Below are 15,201 nucleotides of genomic sequence, written 5' to 3'. Positions count from 1 at the left end.
ACGTCGTGCGTGGTGGCCGTCCCCCCGGGTGTGCGGCGTTCGAAGTTCCGGGATGCACGCCGTCACGGTCGTCCCTTGCGGAACGGAAACCGGAACGACCGTCGCCGAGCCGCTACGGGCCGAAGCCCCTGCGCCAAGCGCGTCAGCTCCACACGCAGGTCCGCATCAACGGTCGGCACCCCGACACCCGGGTGCCGAGGGAACGGGTTGCCCTCGATCCCGAGGACGGTCAGTGCGGCGTGGGCGTGCCCGGACGCCGACTCCGGGTCTCCGAGCCGGCTCGCAACGCGGGCCCGAGCTGTCAGGTACCGGACGACGCGGTCTCGGAAGAACGCCGTCCTCCGGATCGAGGCCTCGGCGCCGGCGAGCAGTGCGTCCGCCTCGGCGAGCGACGAGGGATCGCCGAGCTGCAGGAGCACCTCGGCCAGGAGGACCTCCGTCATGCCGGAGGTGAACGAGTCGGAGCCGCACTCGGCGATGCGCCGGAGGACCCTCCAGTACTCGTCAGCGGCGTCACGCAGACGTCCCGACAACGCCAGTGACATCGCGAGCACCTCCCCGCCGTCGTTCACGCGCGCCTGCGACCCGCCGACGGCCTCGATCTCCGCCATGAACCGGACGAGCAGCCCCCGACCGACCTCGCGGACGCCCTCGTCTGCGTCGCCCTGCAGGGCGAGGGTCACCCCCTGGATGCGGATGTACTCGAGCCTGGACGATCTCGCACGTGCGAGCTTCGCTTCGAACGCCCCAGCGATCTCGTCGTTCCACTCGGTCGAGCGGTACCAGTTGTCGTCCCGCGGCGGTCGGACGCGCGCTGGACGACGCACGTCCTCTGCGTCGTGTACGTCCTCCGGCCCCGGCACCACGAGCAGCAGTATGCCCTGGAAGAGGACCGGCGTCAGCGTCGCAGCCGAGATCGCCGGTGTCCCACCCAGGTGCAAGCCGAATCGACTGCGCCGGAGTCAACCACTACCGCCCGAGCAGCGGCTCCCTCGATGCCATCCCCGCGGCACTGGCCCGTGCGACGGCGTCCGGCAGCGCCGCCAGGAACGCGTCGACGTCGGCATCGGTCGTGGTGTGGCCGAGCGTGACCCGGAGCGCACCGCGAGCGTCCTGCTCCGACAACCCCATCGCGAGCAGCACGTGCGACGCCTCGGGCACCCCGGCCTGGCACGCCGACCCGGTCGAGACCGCGACCCCGGCGGCGTCGAGCAGGAACAGGAGCGAGTCGCCCTCGCACCCGGGGAACGTGAAGTGCGCGTTGCCCGGCAGCCGGTCGACGGGGTCCCCCATCAGCACCGCCGACGGCACGGCCGCACGCACCCCGGCGATCAGCCGGTCCCGCAGGGCGACGAGCGACGGGTGCGGCATCGGCTCGGCGACGACCGCGCCGGCCGCCACGCCGAAGGCCGCAGCCGCCGGGGCGTCCTGCGTGCCGCTGCGCACCTGCCGCTGCTGCCCACCACCGTGGATGAGAGGCTCGACGGTGGCCTTCCGTCCGAGCACGAGCGCACCGATGCCGACGGGCCCGCCGACCTTGTGCGCGGAGACGCTGAGGGCGTCGAGGCCGGACCCGGCGAACGACACCGGCACCTGCCCGTAGGCGGCGACCGCGTCGCTGTGCACGGGCACGCCGGGGGCGTGCGCGAGCTCGACGATCCGCGACACGGGCTGGATGGTGCCCACCTCGTTGTTCGCCCACAGGAACGTGACCAGGGCGACGTCCGAGGCGTCGGCGAGCCGCGCCTCCAGTCCGGCGAGGTCGACGCGACCCTGCGCGTCCAACGGGACCACGTCGATGACGGCGCCCTCGTGGGTCTCCAGCCAGGTCAGGGTGTCGACGGTGGCGTGGTGCTCGCCACCCGGGACGACGATGCGGGGCCGCTGGCGGTCGCGCTGGCGAGCCCAGAACAGGCCCTTCACGGCGAGGTTGATGCTCTCGGTGCCGCCGGAGGTGAACACGACCTCCACCGGGTCGGCGTCGAGCGACCGGGCGACGGCGGCGCGGCCGTCCTCGAGCAGCATCTTGGCGCGCTGACCGGCGCTGTGGATGGACGACGGGTTGCCGACCGTGCCCAGGGCATCGGTGAAGGCGGCGAGCGCCTCCGGCAGGATCGGCGTCGTCGCGGCGTGGTCGAGGTAGACCGACAAATGCACCCCCTGGATCGAGCAGTGTCCAGGATACGCGCCGGTCCTCGTACCCTTGTCGCGTGCACGAGACAGCGATCGACCTCACGCCGGGGTTCTCCCTGGGCGGGACCGTCCCCCGGTTCACCCTGCGGTCCGCGACGGCGACGGACGTCGTCCTGGTCGTGGCGAGCGCGGGAAGCGCCGACGGGGCCGACGGGGAAGACCGCTCCGACGGCCGACCCACCCGGCACCCGCTCGAGCGTGTGCCGGACACGGACGTGTGGACCGGCGAGGTCCCCGGGATCGTGCCCGGCGACCGCTACCACCTGCTCGTCGACGGGCCGGTCGGGCCGCGGCACGAGTTCGACCCGACGCGTCCGCTGCTCGACCCGTACGCGCGGGGCATCCTGCCGACCGGCGACGACGAAGCGGTCGGCCCCCGCTGGACCAGCGTGGTCGTCGACGACGCGTTCGACTGGGGCGGCGTCGTGAAGCCGCAGGTCCCGCTCGACCGCGCCGTCGTCTACGAGGCGAACGTCCGCACCCTGACGGCCGCGAACCCGCACCTGCCGGAGCACCTGCGTGGCACGTACGCCGGGGTCGCCCACGAGAGCACGATCGCGCACCTGCACCGCATCGGCGTCACCACGCTCGAGCTGCTGCCCGTGCAGGCGTTCGACACCGAGCGGTGGCTCCGCGACGCCGGCCGGCAGAACGCCTGGGGCTACAACACGCTCGGGTTCTTCGCCCCGCACGCCCCGCACGCCTCGGCGCCGGCGCAGCAGGAGGGCGCCGACGCCGTCCTACGGGAGTTCAAGGGCATGGTCCGGCTGCTGCACGAGGCCGGCATCCAGGTCGTCCTGGACGTCGTGTACAACCACACCGCCGAAGAAGGCCTGGGTGGTCCGACGACGAGCCTGCGTGGCATCGACGGTGCGAACCGCTACCGCTGGGCGCAGACCGACCCACCCCGCCGGGACACCTACTACGACACCACCGGGTGCGGGAACACGCTCGACACCTCGGTCGAGGCGACGGCGGACCTCATCGTCGACAGCCTGGCGTACTGGGCGCGCGAGGTGCAGGTCGACGGGTTCCGCTTCGACCTGATGGCCGCCCTGGCCCGCGACGGCGAGCACCGGTTCGACCCGTCGCACCCGCTGCTCGAGCGCATCCGGAACCACCCGGACCTGCAGGACACCCTGGTGATCGCAGAGCCGTGGGACGTCGGCCCGGACGGCTGGAAGACCGGGGAGTTCGGCGCGGCCGGCCAGCGCACGAGCGAGTGGAACGACGGGTTCCGCAACACGGTCCGCCAGTTCTGGCTCACCGACATCGGCGAGGAGCGCCGCACCGGCCTGCCGCAGACCGGGATCGGCGCGCTCGCCGGAGCCCTGACCGGCTCGCGTCACGTATTCGGCGCCGACCGCGGCCCGCTGGCGAGCGTCAACTTCGTCACCGCGCACGACGGCTTCACCCTGCTCGACCTGGTGTCGTACGACGGCAAGCACAACGAGGCCAACGGCGAGGACAACCGCGACGGCTCGAACGACAACCGCTCGTTCAACCACGGCATCGAGGGTGACACCGCCGACCGCGGGGTCCGCGCCGCGCGGGGTCGGTCGATGCGCAACCTGGTGGCGACCCTGATGCTGTCCGCCGGGGTGCCGATGCTCACCGCCGGCGACGAGCGGAGCCGCACGCAGCACGGCAACAACAACGCCTACGTGGTGTCCGACGACCTGACCCCGGTGGACTGGTCCGACGACGAGGACGCCGAGACGATGACCGAGGCCGTCGCCGCGCTGGCCCGGTTCCGGCAGGCGCACCCGTCGCTCCGCCCCACCCGCTTCGGCGTCGAGGGGCAGGAGACCCCCGGGGCCTCGCGGATGTCCTGGTACGGGCCGGACGGGCACCCGATGACGATCGAGGGCTGGGACCAGCCGGTGCACCGCGCCCTGCAGTACTTCGTCGAGTCGACGCCCGAACACGAGCCCTTCGACCGCGTCCTGGTGGTCGTGCACGGCAGCGGCCGCACCCGCGACCTGACCCTGCCGGTGCGCGAGGACGTCCTCGGGTACCGCCTGGCCTGGTCGAGCGAGAAGCACCGCGACCACGAGCGCCTCCGACCTGCCGGGCAGGTCTTCACCGCCTACGGCCCCGGCATCCACCTGTTCGAGGTGGCGTAGCGCCGAGCAGTCGGGTGCGGCCCGGCGTCGCGACCGACCGACGGACGGGAGGCCCGTGGCGGCCCCGCCACGGGCCTTGCGTCCGGTCCTCAACAGGCTCCACGGCGCGCCCGGCCCTCCACAGCGGGCCGATTCCGGGGAACGCGGAGCCGCCCGCCGGGTAGCGTCGCTTCCGTGGCCACCGCAGACCGACCCCGCCGCCCGAAGATCGGGCGCATCCCGATCACCGAGCTCGCCCCGAGGACGCCGAACGGCTTCCCCGGCAAGGCATTCGACGGCGAGGTGATCACGTTCGGTGCAACCGTCTTCCGAGAAGGACACGGCATCATCGGCGCCGACCTCGTCCTCGAACGCTCAGACGGTGGAACCCGCACCGTCCCCATGACCCTCGGTGCCCCCGGCACCGACCGCTACGAAGCCACCGTGCAGGTCGACCACGTCGGCGTCTGGACCTGGCACGTCGAGTCGTACTCCGACGACTGGGCGAGCTGGCTGCACGGCGCACGCCTGAAGATCGCGGCCGGCGTCGACACCGAGGCGACCCTGCTCGACGGTGCCGTGCTGCTCGACCGGCTGGCCGAGGAGACCGACTCCCCCGCCGCCACCCGTGCCGCCGCACGCGTCCGTGACACCGACCTCGACCCGGCCGAACGCCTGGCCGCCGTCGACGACCCTCGTATCGTCGCCGAGGTCGAGGAAGCCCCGCTCACCTCGCTCCGCACGCACTCCGCCACCCAGCTGCTCGACGTCGAACGCACCCGCGCCGGCGTCGGCGCCTGGTACGAGTTCTTCCCCCGCTCGGAAGGCGCGAAGAAGAACCCCGACGGCTCCTGGAAGAGCGGCGACTTCCGCACCGCGGCCCGCCGGCTGCCCGCCGTCGCCCGGATGGGCTTCGACGTCATCTACCTGCCGCCGATCCACCCCATCGGCACCACCGCCCGCAAGGGGCCGAACAACACGCTCACGCCCGGGCCGAACGACCCCGGCAGCCCCTGGGCGATCGGCTCCCCCGAGGGCGGGCACGACGCGATCCACCCCGACCTCGGCACCGAGGACGACTTCCGCGACTTCGTCGAGACGGCGAAGAACACCGGCATGGAAGTCGCGCTCGACTTCGCGCTGCAGTGCTCCCCCGACCACCCCTGGGTCACCCAGCACCCGGAGTGGTTCACGCAGCGCGCCGACGGCTCCATCGCGACCGCCGAGAACCCGCCGAAGCGCTACCAGGACATCTACCCGATCCAGTTCGACACCGACCCCGAGGGCCTGGTCACCGAGGTCGAGCGTGTCCTGCGCCACTGGATCGCCTTCGGCATCCGCATCTTCCGCGTCGACAACCCGCACACCAAGCCGCTCTGGTTCTGGGAACGCGTCATCCGTGAGATCCGCGACGAGCACCCCGACACCGTGTTCCTCGCCGAGGCGTTCACCCGCCCGGCGATGATGCGCGCGCTCGCCGAAGCCGGGTTCCAGCAGTCGTACTCGTACTTCACCTGGCGCAACACCAAGGACGAGATCGAGGACTACTTCACGGAGCTCTCGCACGAGACGAGCGACTACCTGCGCCCGAACCTCTTCGTGAACACCCCCGACATCCTCACCGAGTACCTGCAGTTCGGCGGCCGTGCGGGCTACAAGGTGCGTGCGGCGCTCGCCGCCACCGGTGCACCGACGTGGGGCATGTACGCCGGGTACGAGCTCTTCGAGGACGTCGCCCGACCGGGCTCCGAAGAGAACATCGACAACGAGAAGTACGAGTACAAGCCGCGTGACTTCGCCCTGGCCGAGGCCGAGGGGGCGTCGCTCGCGCCGTACGTCACGATGCTCAACCGCTTCCGTGCGGCGCACCCTGCGCTCAGGCAGCTGCGGAACCTGCACGTGCACGCCGCCGAGGACCCGGCGATCGTCGTCTACTCGAAGCACCTGTCGGGCGAGTACATCCGGTCAGGACGCCCCGACACCGTGATCGTGGTCGCCAACGTCGACCCGCACTCCGCCCGTGAGACCACCGTGCACCTGGACCTCGCCGCACTCGGTCTGCCGACCGAGGGCCTGTTCGACGTCCGTGACGTCGTGACCGGTCAGCGCTGGACCTGGGGCGCGTCGAACTACGTCCGCCTGGATGCGTTCCAGGAGCCCGTGCACCTGCTCGTCGTGGAAGGACCCCACCGATGACCACCGAACCGACCGACCCCACGAAGCGCGGACCGGCCGTCCCGCCGGTGCCGCCTCCGCCGCCGGCCGTGCCGCGGTACGAACCGAAGGTCTCCGCGCCCGACGAGGACCTGCCCGGCGCCCCGCCGGTGCAGCGCGAGGCACCCGACCGCGGGGTGGCGGAGTCCGCCACGCTCGCCGGGCACCCCGCCGACCCGACGCATCCGCGGCAGCCGTCCGTCGCAGCCGCCTCGGCGTCCGACGCCCCGACGGCCCCGACCGGGGGCGCCGCCCCCGTAGTCCGGCCGGCCTCCGTCGAGGCTCCGGCCGCCCCCACCGCTGCTGCCTCGGCTCCGGCTGTTGCCTCGGCTCCGGCCGCCGCCGGTACGGCCACGGATCCGCGTCCGGCTCCGATCGAGGACTGGCTGCGTCTGCAGGTGGCCGAGGGCCGCTGGTCCCAGCCGCACGACGTCCTCGGCCCGCACCCGGTCGACGGCGGCACCAGCGTCCGCGTCGTCCGGCACCTGGCCCGTGCGGTGCGCCTCGTGCGCCCCGACGGCGACGACATCGAGCTCACGCACGAGGGCGACGGCCTCTGGGCCGGCGCCACTGCCGAATCCCTCGGTCGCTACCGCGTCGAGTCGGAGTACGACTACGACGAGTCGACGGACGAGGACGACGCCACGTGGACCACCGACGACGCGTACCGGTTCGCCCCGACGCTCGGCGAGCTCGACCTGCACCTGTTCGGCGAGGGCCGTGACGAGCAGCTCTGGCACCACCTCGGCGCACACGCCCGCACCGTCGACGGGGTCGACGGCGTCGCGTTCGCCGTCTGGGCGCCCCGGGCGACCGCGGTCCGCGTGATCGGCGACTTCGAGGGCTGGGAAGGCCGCACCACCGCGATGCGCCGTCTCAGCGACCTCGGAGTCTGGGAACTGTTCTGGCCCGGCGCGGTCGTCGGCCAGCGCTACAAGTTCCAGATCCTCACCGACTCCGGGTGGGTGGAGCGGGCGGACCCGTTCGCCCGCGAGGCCGAGATCGCCCCGGCGACGGCCTCGGTCGTGACCGAGTCCACGTACACGTGGTCCGAGGGCGACGCCGCGTGGATGGAGCGCCGCGCCCAGACCACCACGCACGACGCCCCGATGAGCGTGTACGAGGTGCACCTCGGCTCGTGGCGCCCCGGCCTGTCGTACCGCGAGGTCGCCGACCAGCTCATCGGGCACATGGAGTACACCGGCTTCACCCACGTGGAGTTCCTGCCGCTCGCCGAGCACCCCTTCGGCGGCTCGTGGGGCTACCAGGTCACCGGGTACTACGCACCGACCGCGCGCTTCGGTTCGCCCGACGACCTGCGCTACCTGATCGACCGCCTGCACTCCGCGGGCATCGGCGTGATCATGGACTGGGTCCCCGGGCACTTCCCGAAGGACGAGTGGGCCCTCGGGCGCTTCGACGGCTACGCGCTGTTCGAGCACCCGGACCCCCGCCGCGGCGAGCAGCTCGACTGGGGCACCTACGTGTTCGACTTCGGACAGCCGCAGGTGCGCAACTTCCTGGTCGCGAACGCGCTGTACTGGTTCGAGGAGTTCCACATCGACGGCCTGCGGGTCGACGCGGTGGCCTCGATGCTGTACCTCGACTACTCCCGCACCGACTGGCTGCCGAACATCCACGGCGGCCGCGAGAACCTCGACGCGATCTCGTTCCTGCAGGAGACGAACGCGACGGCGTACAAGCGCTACCCCGGCATCGTGATGATCGCGGAGGAGAGCACCTCGTGGCCGGGCGTGACCCAGCCGACGAGCGCCGGCGGGCTCGGCTTCGGGCAGAAGTGGAACATGGGCTGGATGCACGACTCGCTCGAGTACGTGCAGCGCGACCCCGCGTACCGCAGCTACCACCACGACGAGATCACGTTCTCGTTCGTCTACGCGTTCAGCGAGCAGTTCACGCTGCCGATCAGCCACGACGAGGTCGTGCACGGCAAGGGCTCCCTGTACGGCAAGATGCCCGGTGACGAGTGGCAGAAGCTCGCCAACGTGCGTGCCTACCTGGCGTTCATGTGGGCGCACCCCGGCAAGCAGCTGCTCTTCATGGGCCAGGAGTTCGCGCAGCCCGCCGAGTGGTCCGAGGCGAAGGGCCTCGACTGGTGGCTCCTCGACCAGCCCGGTCACCGCGGCGTGCAGGACCTCGTCGCGGAGCTCAACCGCGTGTACAAGGACTCCCCGGCGCTCTGGACGCACGACTCGACGGCCGACGGCTTCGAGTGGCTCGAGGGCGGTGACGCACCGCACTCGACCCTCGGGTTCCTGCGGAAGGACGGCGACGACCGGGTCGCGGTGTTCGCGAACTTCTCCGGCGTGCCGGTGGAGCGTCGCTTCGGGCTGCCGACCGCGGGCGAGTGGCACGAGGTGCTCAACACCGACGCGGCCGAGTACGGCGGCTCCGGAGTCGGCAACCTCGGCGTCGTCACCGCCGAGGACACCCCGTGGGCGGGCCGCCCGGCCTCAGCGCACCTCGTGGTGCCGCCGCTCGGTGCCGTCTGGCTGAAGCTGGCCCAGTAGCCCGGCCAGGGTCCGCGACGCGATCGACCGACAGACGGGAGGCCCGGTGCCAGCTGGCACCGGGCCTCCCGTCTGTCCGTTTCCCTGTCCACCGCGATGCGCGATGCGCAGTCGTGTCCGCGGGACGCCGTCGTGTCCTCGCGACGCCGTCGTCTGCTCGAGACGCCGTCGTGTCCTTGAGACACCCCGGAGACACCGAGACGCCGCCGTACCCGGCGGCGTCTCGGTGTGACGACGGCGTCTTCTTCGCCGCGCCGACCCTGCGGGCCTAGTACAGGGCGTTCGCCAGGCGGCGACGCGCCGCGACGACGCGCGGGTCCTCGCTGCCGATGAGCTCGAAGTACTCGACGAGCCGGACACGCAGGGCCTCGCGGTCATCGCCGAACACCGTCGGCACGAGGTCGAGCAGACGACCGAAGGCATCGTCGACGTGCCCACCCGAGATGTCGAGGTCGGCGACCGCCAGCTGTGCCTGGACGTCCTGCGGACCGGCGGCTGCTGCCGCCCGGATCTCGTCGGCCGTCCGGCCGTTGAGCCGGTCGAGCAGCGACACCTGCGCGAGTCCGGCGACGGCCATCTGGTCGTGCGGGTCCTGCAGGATCGCGGTCTTGTACTCCTCGATGGCGGTGGCGAAGTCGCCCCGCTCGATCGCGTCGTACGCCGCCTGGTGGTGCGGCGGGAGCGGCTCCGGCTCCGGCTCGCCCTGCTCGGCGTCGGTGGGGGCCGCTGCGCCGTCGACGGTGACGCGACCGGTCACGCCGTTCTGCTCGGCCGCCTGGAGCACCTGCTCGTAGACGTCGCGGACCTGCGCCTCGGGCAGTGCCCCGACGAAGAGCCCGAGCGGGCGTCCGCCGATCACGGCGGCCACGGTCGGGATCGACTGCGCCTGGAACGCCTGCACGAGCTGCGGGTTCGTGTCGGCGTCCACCTTGGCGAGCACCACGCGGCCGTCGTACTCCGCGGTGAGCTGCTCGAGGATCGGCGAGAGCTGCTTGCACGGCCCGCACCACTCGGCCCAGATGTCCACGATGACCGGGACGACGGTCGACAGCTGCAGGACGTCCTGGAACGTCGCGTCGGTGACGTCGATGACGAGCGACGGGACGGTCAGGTCAGCGCCGTTCACGGTGCCGGCTTCGGTGCCGGGCACGGCACCGCCAGGGGAACCCGCCGGGGCCGGAGCACCGGACGGCTGGGGCGGCCGCTGTGCGCGGTCGACGAGGGACGACAGGTCCACGGCTCCGCGGAGCCCGGACGGGGTCGGGGGGATGTTGCTCATTGCACCTCACTCGCTGCGGTCAGGCCCTGTGTGAACCCGAGCAGGACCACTTTGCCATCCGAGGCGACCGGCGGCACGTAGAAGAGCAGCTGGACGCTGTAGGTCGCGCTGATGCCCTTCTTGCTCGTGTCCACGCCGGACAGTGCCTTGACGGCACCCTCGGTGTTCACCTCGGCGCCGGAGGCGGTCGGGGTGACCTTCTCGACCTCGTCCAGGTCGGCGGAGACCAGGGCACCGGCGTCGTCGGTCGCGATGGCGACGGCGGAGTCGGCCGGGACCTCGGACGAGTACTCGATCTTCGCCGTGTCCGGCAGGGCCTTAGCCTTCTTGTCCTTGTACGCCTTGCCGATGGTGGTGCGGAGCGCATCGCCATCGGTCGCGAACAGGTCGGCGTACTCGCTGGCGGTGTCCTTCGACAGGATGTCGCCGTACGCGGTCGCGACCTGGTCGGGCTGGATCGTCAGGAGCTTCGACTCCGGCGCGAGCAGTGCGGCACCGATCGTCGTCGGCGCGAGGCTCGGGATCTTCGCGTCGGCCTCGAGCGAGACGTCGTACGCCACCTTGTACGGATCACGGGCGCTGTCCTGCACCAGGGTCAGGGCCTGCGGCGCCGACTTGGCGTCGCAGTCCTCGGCGACGATCGTGAAGACGGTGCGCGGCCAGCTGTCGGTCTGCTGCGGCAGCGCGACGCACACCTGCGCGGCCGAGATCGCCGGGGGCGCCTTGACGTCCGCGTCCTTCGCGCGGATCGCGTAGTTCGCCTCGCGCAGTTCGAGCGCGGCACCCGTGAAACGGGTCCCGGCGAGCCTGCTGTCGCGGGTTTCGTCGGCCTGCTTCGCCACTGCGGCGGTGCGCTGCACGACACGGGTGATCTGCTGCTTGGTCGCAGCCGTCGGCTCGGTCGTGTCCGCCGCCCCGGTGGCGGTGGCCGTCGGCGTCGCGGTGGCGAGCGACGGGTCGCCACCCTGCGGCCAGTAGTCCGAGGAACAGCCGGCCAGGGTCAGGGCACCGACGAGCAGCACCGGGACACCGACGAAGGCGCGCGAGCCACGGCGACCAGGACGCGGCACCTGCGCGCCGGCTGCGGCAGCCCGGCGCGAGGCGCGCACCCGCGGCGGCCGGCTGCCCCCACTGCGACGACGGGGGCCGCGGCCGCGGCGCTGGTGCAGGAACGCGAGGACGAGCAGAACGAGGCCTCCGACGACGAACACGCCACCGGCCACCAGCAGCGGACCGACCGCCGGGGTCGCGGTGTCCTGCGGCCAGGTGACGGACACGTCGCTCGGGGCCGCGGCCTTGCCGTCGCTGACGACGAGCACCGAGACGTCCTGCGGCAGACGCACGGTGAACTGCCCGGCACCGTCGTACTCCTGGTACCAGAGGTCACTGCCCTTGGGCGAGGGAACGCTGGTCTCGCTGCCCGTGGTCGACCCGACCAGGGATCCCTTCTCGGCGTCGAAGCGGAGCGTGGTGTGCTCGGCCTCACCGATCCAGGCGTCGACGTCGGCGGTCTTGCCGTAGGCGGCGAAGACCTTGCCGGAGCCGGACACGTTGATGCGCTGGTAGCCGGGGTTGGCGTTGAGGGTCGTCCCCGGGATCACCGTCACCGGGGCGGAACTGGTCGTCGAGCTCTCGGCCACGAGCGAGGACGGCGGCGCGAACACGGTCCGCTGTCCCACCGCCAGCGCCACGAGCAGCAGACCGATGACGAAACTGACGATCGCCAGGACGAATCGCACGAACTCTCTCCCTACCGCGCCGGGGTGGGGATGTCGGCGCGCGAATCAGCGACTCAGGATAGCGAGCAACGCTGGACAGTGCATCAATCCGCGCTGTCGCCGGACTCAGACGCCCCGCTCCGGCCCCCACTACAATCGACCGCGGGCCGAACCTGGCCCGCTGCCGACCCCAGGAGCGACACGTGGCGAACGACGAGGCCGAGTTCGGAACCGAGCTGCGCGGGTACCGCCGCGACGAGGTGGAGCGTTCGCTGAACGACCTGCGACGCGAGCTCATCAAGTCGAACAACGACCGCGCCGACGCCGCGAAGGAGATCCGTCTCCTGCAGGCCCGGGTCTCCGAGCTGCAGGGCGAGCTCGACGAAGCCGGCACCCCCACGTACAGCGGACTCGGCACCCGCCTCGAGTCCACACTGCGCGTGGCCGAGGAGCAGTCGACCCGGCTCATCAGCCAGGCGGACATCGACGCCCAGCGGCTCCGTGCCTCGAGCCGCACCGAAGCCGAGCGCACCGTCCGTGAAGCGCAGGAAGAAGCGCGCGACACCCTCGAGGACGCCCGCACCCGCGCCACCAACGAGCTCACCCGCGCCCGCGCCGAGGCAGCCGACACCGTCGAGCGCGCCCGCGCCGAGGCCGGTCTGCTCACGCAGGACGCCCGCAACGAAGCTGCCGCGATCCGCGGTGCCGCCGTGACCGAGGCCGCCGAGGTCCGCTCCATCGCCATCCGCGAGACGAACGCCCTGCGCGCCCAGGTCGAGCACGAGGTCGCCGAACTGCGCGAGATCGCCCAGCGGGAGTCCGCTGAGGCCCGCACCGCCGCCGCCGAGCTCGACCGCGAGACCGAGCACCGCCGTTCGGTCTTCGAGGCCGACCACACCCGCCGAACCGAGGACCTCGACCGCGAGGAGACGACCCGACGCGAGGCCCTCGAGCGCGAGGTCACCGAGGGTCGTGCCGCCTGGCACCGTGAGCGTGACGAGGAGCAGCAGGCACACGCGCTGGCCCTCGAGACCGGTCGCGCCGAACTCGAGTCCGAGGTCACGCGTCGCCGCGCCGAGCTCGACACCGAGGTCGCGGACCGCCGCCGCGAGCTCGACGAGGAACTCGCCGCCGCCCGCGCCCAGTGGGACCGCGAACTCGCCGCCGCCCGCACCGCACTGGAGCAGGAGATCGAGGCGGCCCGCGCGCAGCTCCGCGTCGACGAGGAACAGACCCGCGTCGAGAACGCGCGCCTGGTGCAGGAGACCGCCGACCGGATCGCCCGTGAGCTCGAGGAGCACGACGCCCGGATCGCGCAGGAGCGCGCGGAGGCCGAAGCGGCAGCCGAACGTGCCCTGCGTGAGCACGAGAACGCCATCGCCGCCCGACGCGAGCGCGAGCACGCCGAGGTCGACACCGAGATCGCCGACCGCCGCACCGCCGAGCTCGGGGTGCTCGAGGCCGAGCGCACCGCCCTGCGGCAGGAGATCGACACCGCCCGCGCCGCCCTGGTGAAGGAGCGCGACGAGGTCCGCGCCGAGATCGCCCGGGAGCGCGACGAAGCCCGCACGACGCTCGAGTCGGAGCTCGCCTCCCGACGTGACGACGCCGAGCAGGACTACCTGCGGAAGCACCACGAGACGGTGACCGAGACGCAGAAGTACCTGGACGAGGCGAACCTGCAGCTCGCCGAGGCCACGCGTCGTGCGACCGAGGCCCGTGAACGCGCCGAGCGCCTGCAGCAGGAGGCCGACGACCTCGAGCGCACCAGCACGGCCGAAGCCCAGGAGCACGCGCGCACCATCGTCGCCGACGCGCAGGACCGGGTGCACCGGATGGTCGCGGACGCCGAGGAGCGCACCGCCGGCGTCATCGCCGAGGCCGAGGACCGCCTGGCGGCGATCCGGACCGAACGCGAAGCCGTCGCGGGGTACCTCGAGAACCTCCGCGGGGTCCTCACGAACGCCACCGGCCTGCTCGGCACGGCACCCGCCGCAGCGTCCGATGCGGACGACGTGGACGCGACCGAACGCTGACGGTCCACTGCCCGGAGGCGCGACCCGCGCCTCCAGGCAGTGCCACCTGGTGCAGATGGCGGGCCGCAGGGCGTCTTCCGGGCGTCGTCAAACCGGCCAGTGGGTCGGCAGCGGCGCGCTGCCCGGTACGACGAGGTCGGCGATCGCGTCGAGGACGATCCGCACGTACCGCTCCCCCACCCACAGGTGCTTCGCGCCCGCGACCGGCACGACCCGGACGTTCGGGGCGAGTGCGAACCGTGCCGCCGCGGCCTCGGGCTGCAGGAAGTCGTCGTGCTCCGGGACGAGCGCCACGACCGGGACCTCGACGGCAGCCCAACGGGCGAGTTCCTCGTCCGAGGTGCGGTGCAGCGGCGGGGACAGCAGGACGACCCCCGCGACCGTGCCGGCCTCGACGTGTTCGAGCGCGTGCTTGAGGATCACCTCGGTGCCGAAGGACCACCCCACCAGCCACGGGGTCGGCAGCCCTCGGTCGGTGACCTCGGCGACGGCGGCTCGCAGGTCGAAGCCCTCGGACACACCCTCGCCGAAGACGCCCTCGGACGTGCCGCGCGGCGACGTGACGGACCGGAAGTTGAACCGCAGCACCGCGATGTCGGCGAGGGCGGGCAACCGCGCGGCGGCCTTCTTGAGCACGTGTGAGTCCATGAACCCGTGCGCGGTGGGCAGCGGGTGGAGCGTGACGATGGTTCCACGGGCCGAGGTGTCGGCAGGCTCGGCGAGTTCACCGACGAGCGTCAGGTGGTCGTCGGTGACGAGCTCGACCTCGGTGCGCCGGGCCGGCAGCTCGGTGGCGGATCGGATCTCGGTGTCGTGATCGGTCATGCGATGCTCCAGCAGTGGTTGTGCCAGTGCCGGCGTGACGCCAGGTCGGCGGCGTCACCGAGCACGCCGTCCGCCCGCCAGACGACCACGTGGGCGGTGCCGGGCACGACGGTTCCGCCGCACCCCGGGCAGATGTACTCCTTCTGCGCCGACGCGGCCGAGATCGGCTGCACCTGGTACTCGCGACCGTGACGGACCTCGGTGCGCTTCCACGAGCTCATCAGCCGGTCGAGGGTGGTCTCCTCGTCAGGCTCGACGTCGCGACCACGGGGACGCCGCGGTCGGTTGCTGCGCGGCACC

Annotated in this window: 10 protein-coding genes; 4 read left to right on the top strand and 6 right to left on the bottom strand. The window is 72.3% G+C overall.

The features are described 5' to 3' along the window. Positions 1–62: 62 nt before the first annotated feature. Both DEJ00_RS02455 and DEJ00_RS02450 read right to left on the bottom strand, forming a co-directional pair. Entirely contained in the window at positions 63–827 is a 765-nt protein-coding gene (locus DEJ00_RS02455; RefSeq protein WP_146247859.1) for a hypothetical protein, read from the bottom strand. Positions 828–969: 142 nt separating this feature from the next. Then, positions 970–2,151 (bottom strand): cysteine desulfurase family protein, encoded by a 1,182-nt coding sequence (locus DEJ00_RS02450; protein ID WP_111056321.1) that lies wholly within the window; start codon positions 2,149–2,151, stop codon positions 970–972. 59 nt (positions 2,152–2,210) lie between these two features. On the opposite strand from DEJ00_RS02450, the gene DEJ00_RS02445 reads away from it, so the two are divergent. The 3 genes from DEJ00_RS02445 to glgB all read left to right on the top strand — a co-directional run bounded on the left by DEJ00_RS02445 (position 2,211) and on the right by glgB (position 9,043). Then, positions 2,211–4,319: a glycogen-debranching protein gene (locus tag DEJ00_RS02445; RefSeq protein ID WP_111056320.1), complete on the top strand. Its 2,109-nt coding sequence runs from the start codon at positions 2,211–2,213 to the stop codon at positions 4,317–4,319. Positions 4,320–4,493: 174 nt separating this feature from the next. Beyond that, entirely contained in the window at positions 4,494–6,494 is a 2,001-nt protein-coding gene (locus DEJ00_RS02440) for an alpha-1,4-glucan--maltose-1-phosphate maltosyltransferase (RefSeq protein ID WP_181440066.1), read from the top strand. After that, on the top strand, positions 6,491–9,043 hold the full coding sequence (glgB, locus tag DEJ00_RS02435; protein WP_111056319.1) for a 1,4-alpha-glucan branching protein GlgB: 2,553 nt from the start codon (positions 6,491–6,493) through the stop codon (positions 9,041–9,043). Before DEJ00_RS02440 ends, glgB begins: the two co-directional genes overlap by 4 nt. A 268-nt stretch (positions 9,044–9,311) precedes the next feature. On the opposite strand, the gene DEJ00_RS02430 is transcribed toward glgB, so the two are convergent. Beyond that, positions 9,312–10,322 carry a tetratricopeptide repeat protein gene (locus tag DEJ00_RS02430; protein WP_027465865.1) on the bottom strand — a complete coding sequence of 337 codons (1,011 nt, stop codon included), beginning with the start codon at positions 10,320–10,322 and terminating at the stop codon, positions 9,312–9,314. After that, complete coding sequence (locus tag DEJ00_RS02425; protein ID WP_111056318.1) at positions 10,319–12,061, bottom strand: hypothetical protein; 1,743 nt, start codon at positions 12,059–12,061, stop codon at positions 10,319–10,321. The genes DEJ00_RS02430 and DEJ00_RS02425 overlap by 4 nt, the downstream gene beginning before the upstream one ends. A 182-nt stretch (positions 12,062–12,243) precedes the next feature. On the opposite strand from DEJ00_RS02425, the gene DEJ00_RS18680 reads away from it, so the two are divergent. Next, positions 12,244–14,076 (top strand): hypothetical protein, encoded by a 1,833-nt coding sequence (locus DEJ00_RS18680; protein ID WP_111056317.1) that lies wholly within the window; start codon positions 12,244–12,246, stop codon positions 14,074–14,076. An 87-nt stretch (positions 14,077–14,163) separates the two neighbouring features. Here the strand turns inward: DEJ00_RS18680 and DEJ00_RS02415 are convergent, their stop codons facing one another. Together DEJ00_RS02415 and DEJ00_RS02410 are read right to left on the bottom strand one after the other, a co-directional pair. Beyond that, positions 14,164–14,901 carry an alpha/beta hydrolase gene (locus DEJ00_RS02415; protein WP_111056316.1) on the bottom strand — a complete coding sequence of 246 codons (738 nt, stop codon included), beginning with the start codon at positions 14,899–14,901 and terminating at the stop codon, positions 14,164–14,166. Then, positions 14,898–15,200 (bottom strand): hypothetical protein, encoded by a 303-nt coding sequence (locus DEJ00_RS02410; protein ID WP_111056315.1) that lies wholly within the window; start codon positions 15,198–15,200, stop codon positions 14,898–14,900. Before DEJ00_RS02410 ends, DEJ00_RS02415 begins: the two co-directional genes overlap by 4 nt. Position 15,201: the final 1 nt, after the last annotated feature.

Origin of the sequence: Curtobacterium sp. MCLR17_039 (assembly GCF_003234745.1) — a bacterium.
In the GTDB taxonomy this organism is placed as follows: Bacteria; Actinomycetota; Actinomycetes; order Actinomycetales; family Microbacteriaceae; genus Curtobacterium; species Curtobacterium flaccumfaciens.
The sequence above is the reverse complement of the archived record's forward strand: the minus strand, read 5'-3'. Positions and strand labels throughout refer to the sequence as shown.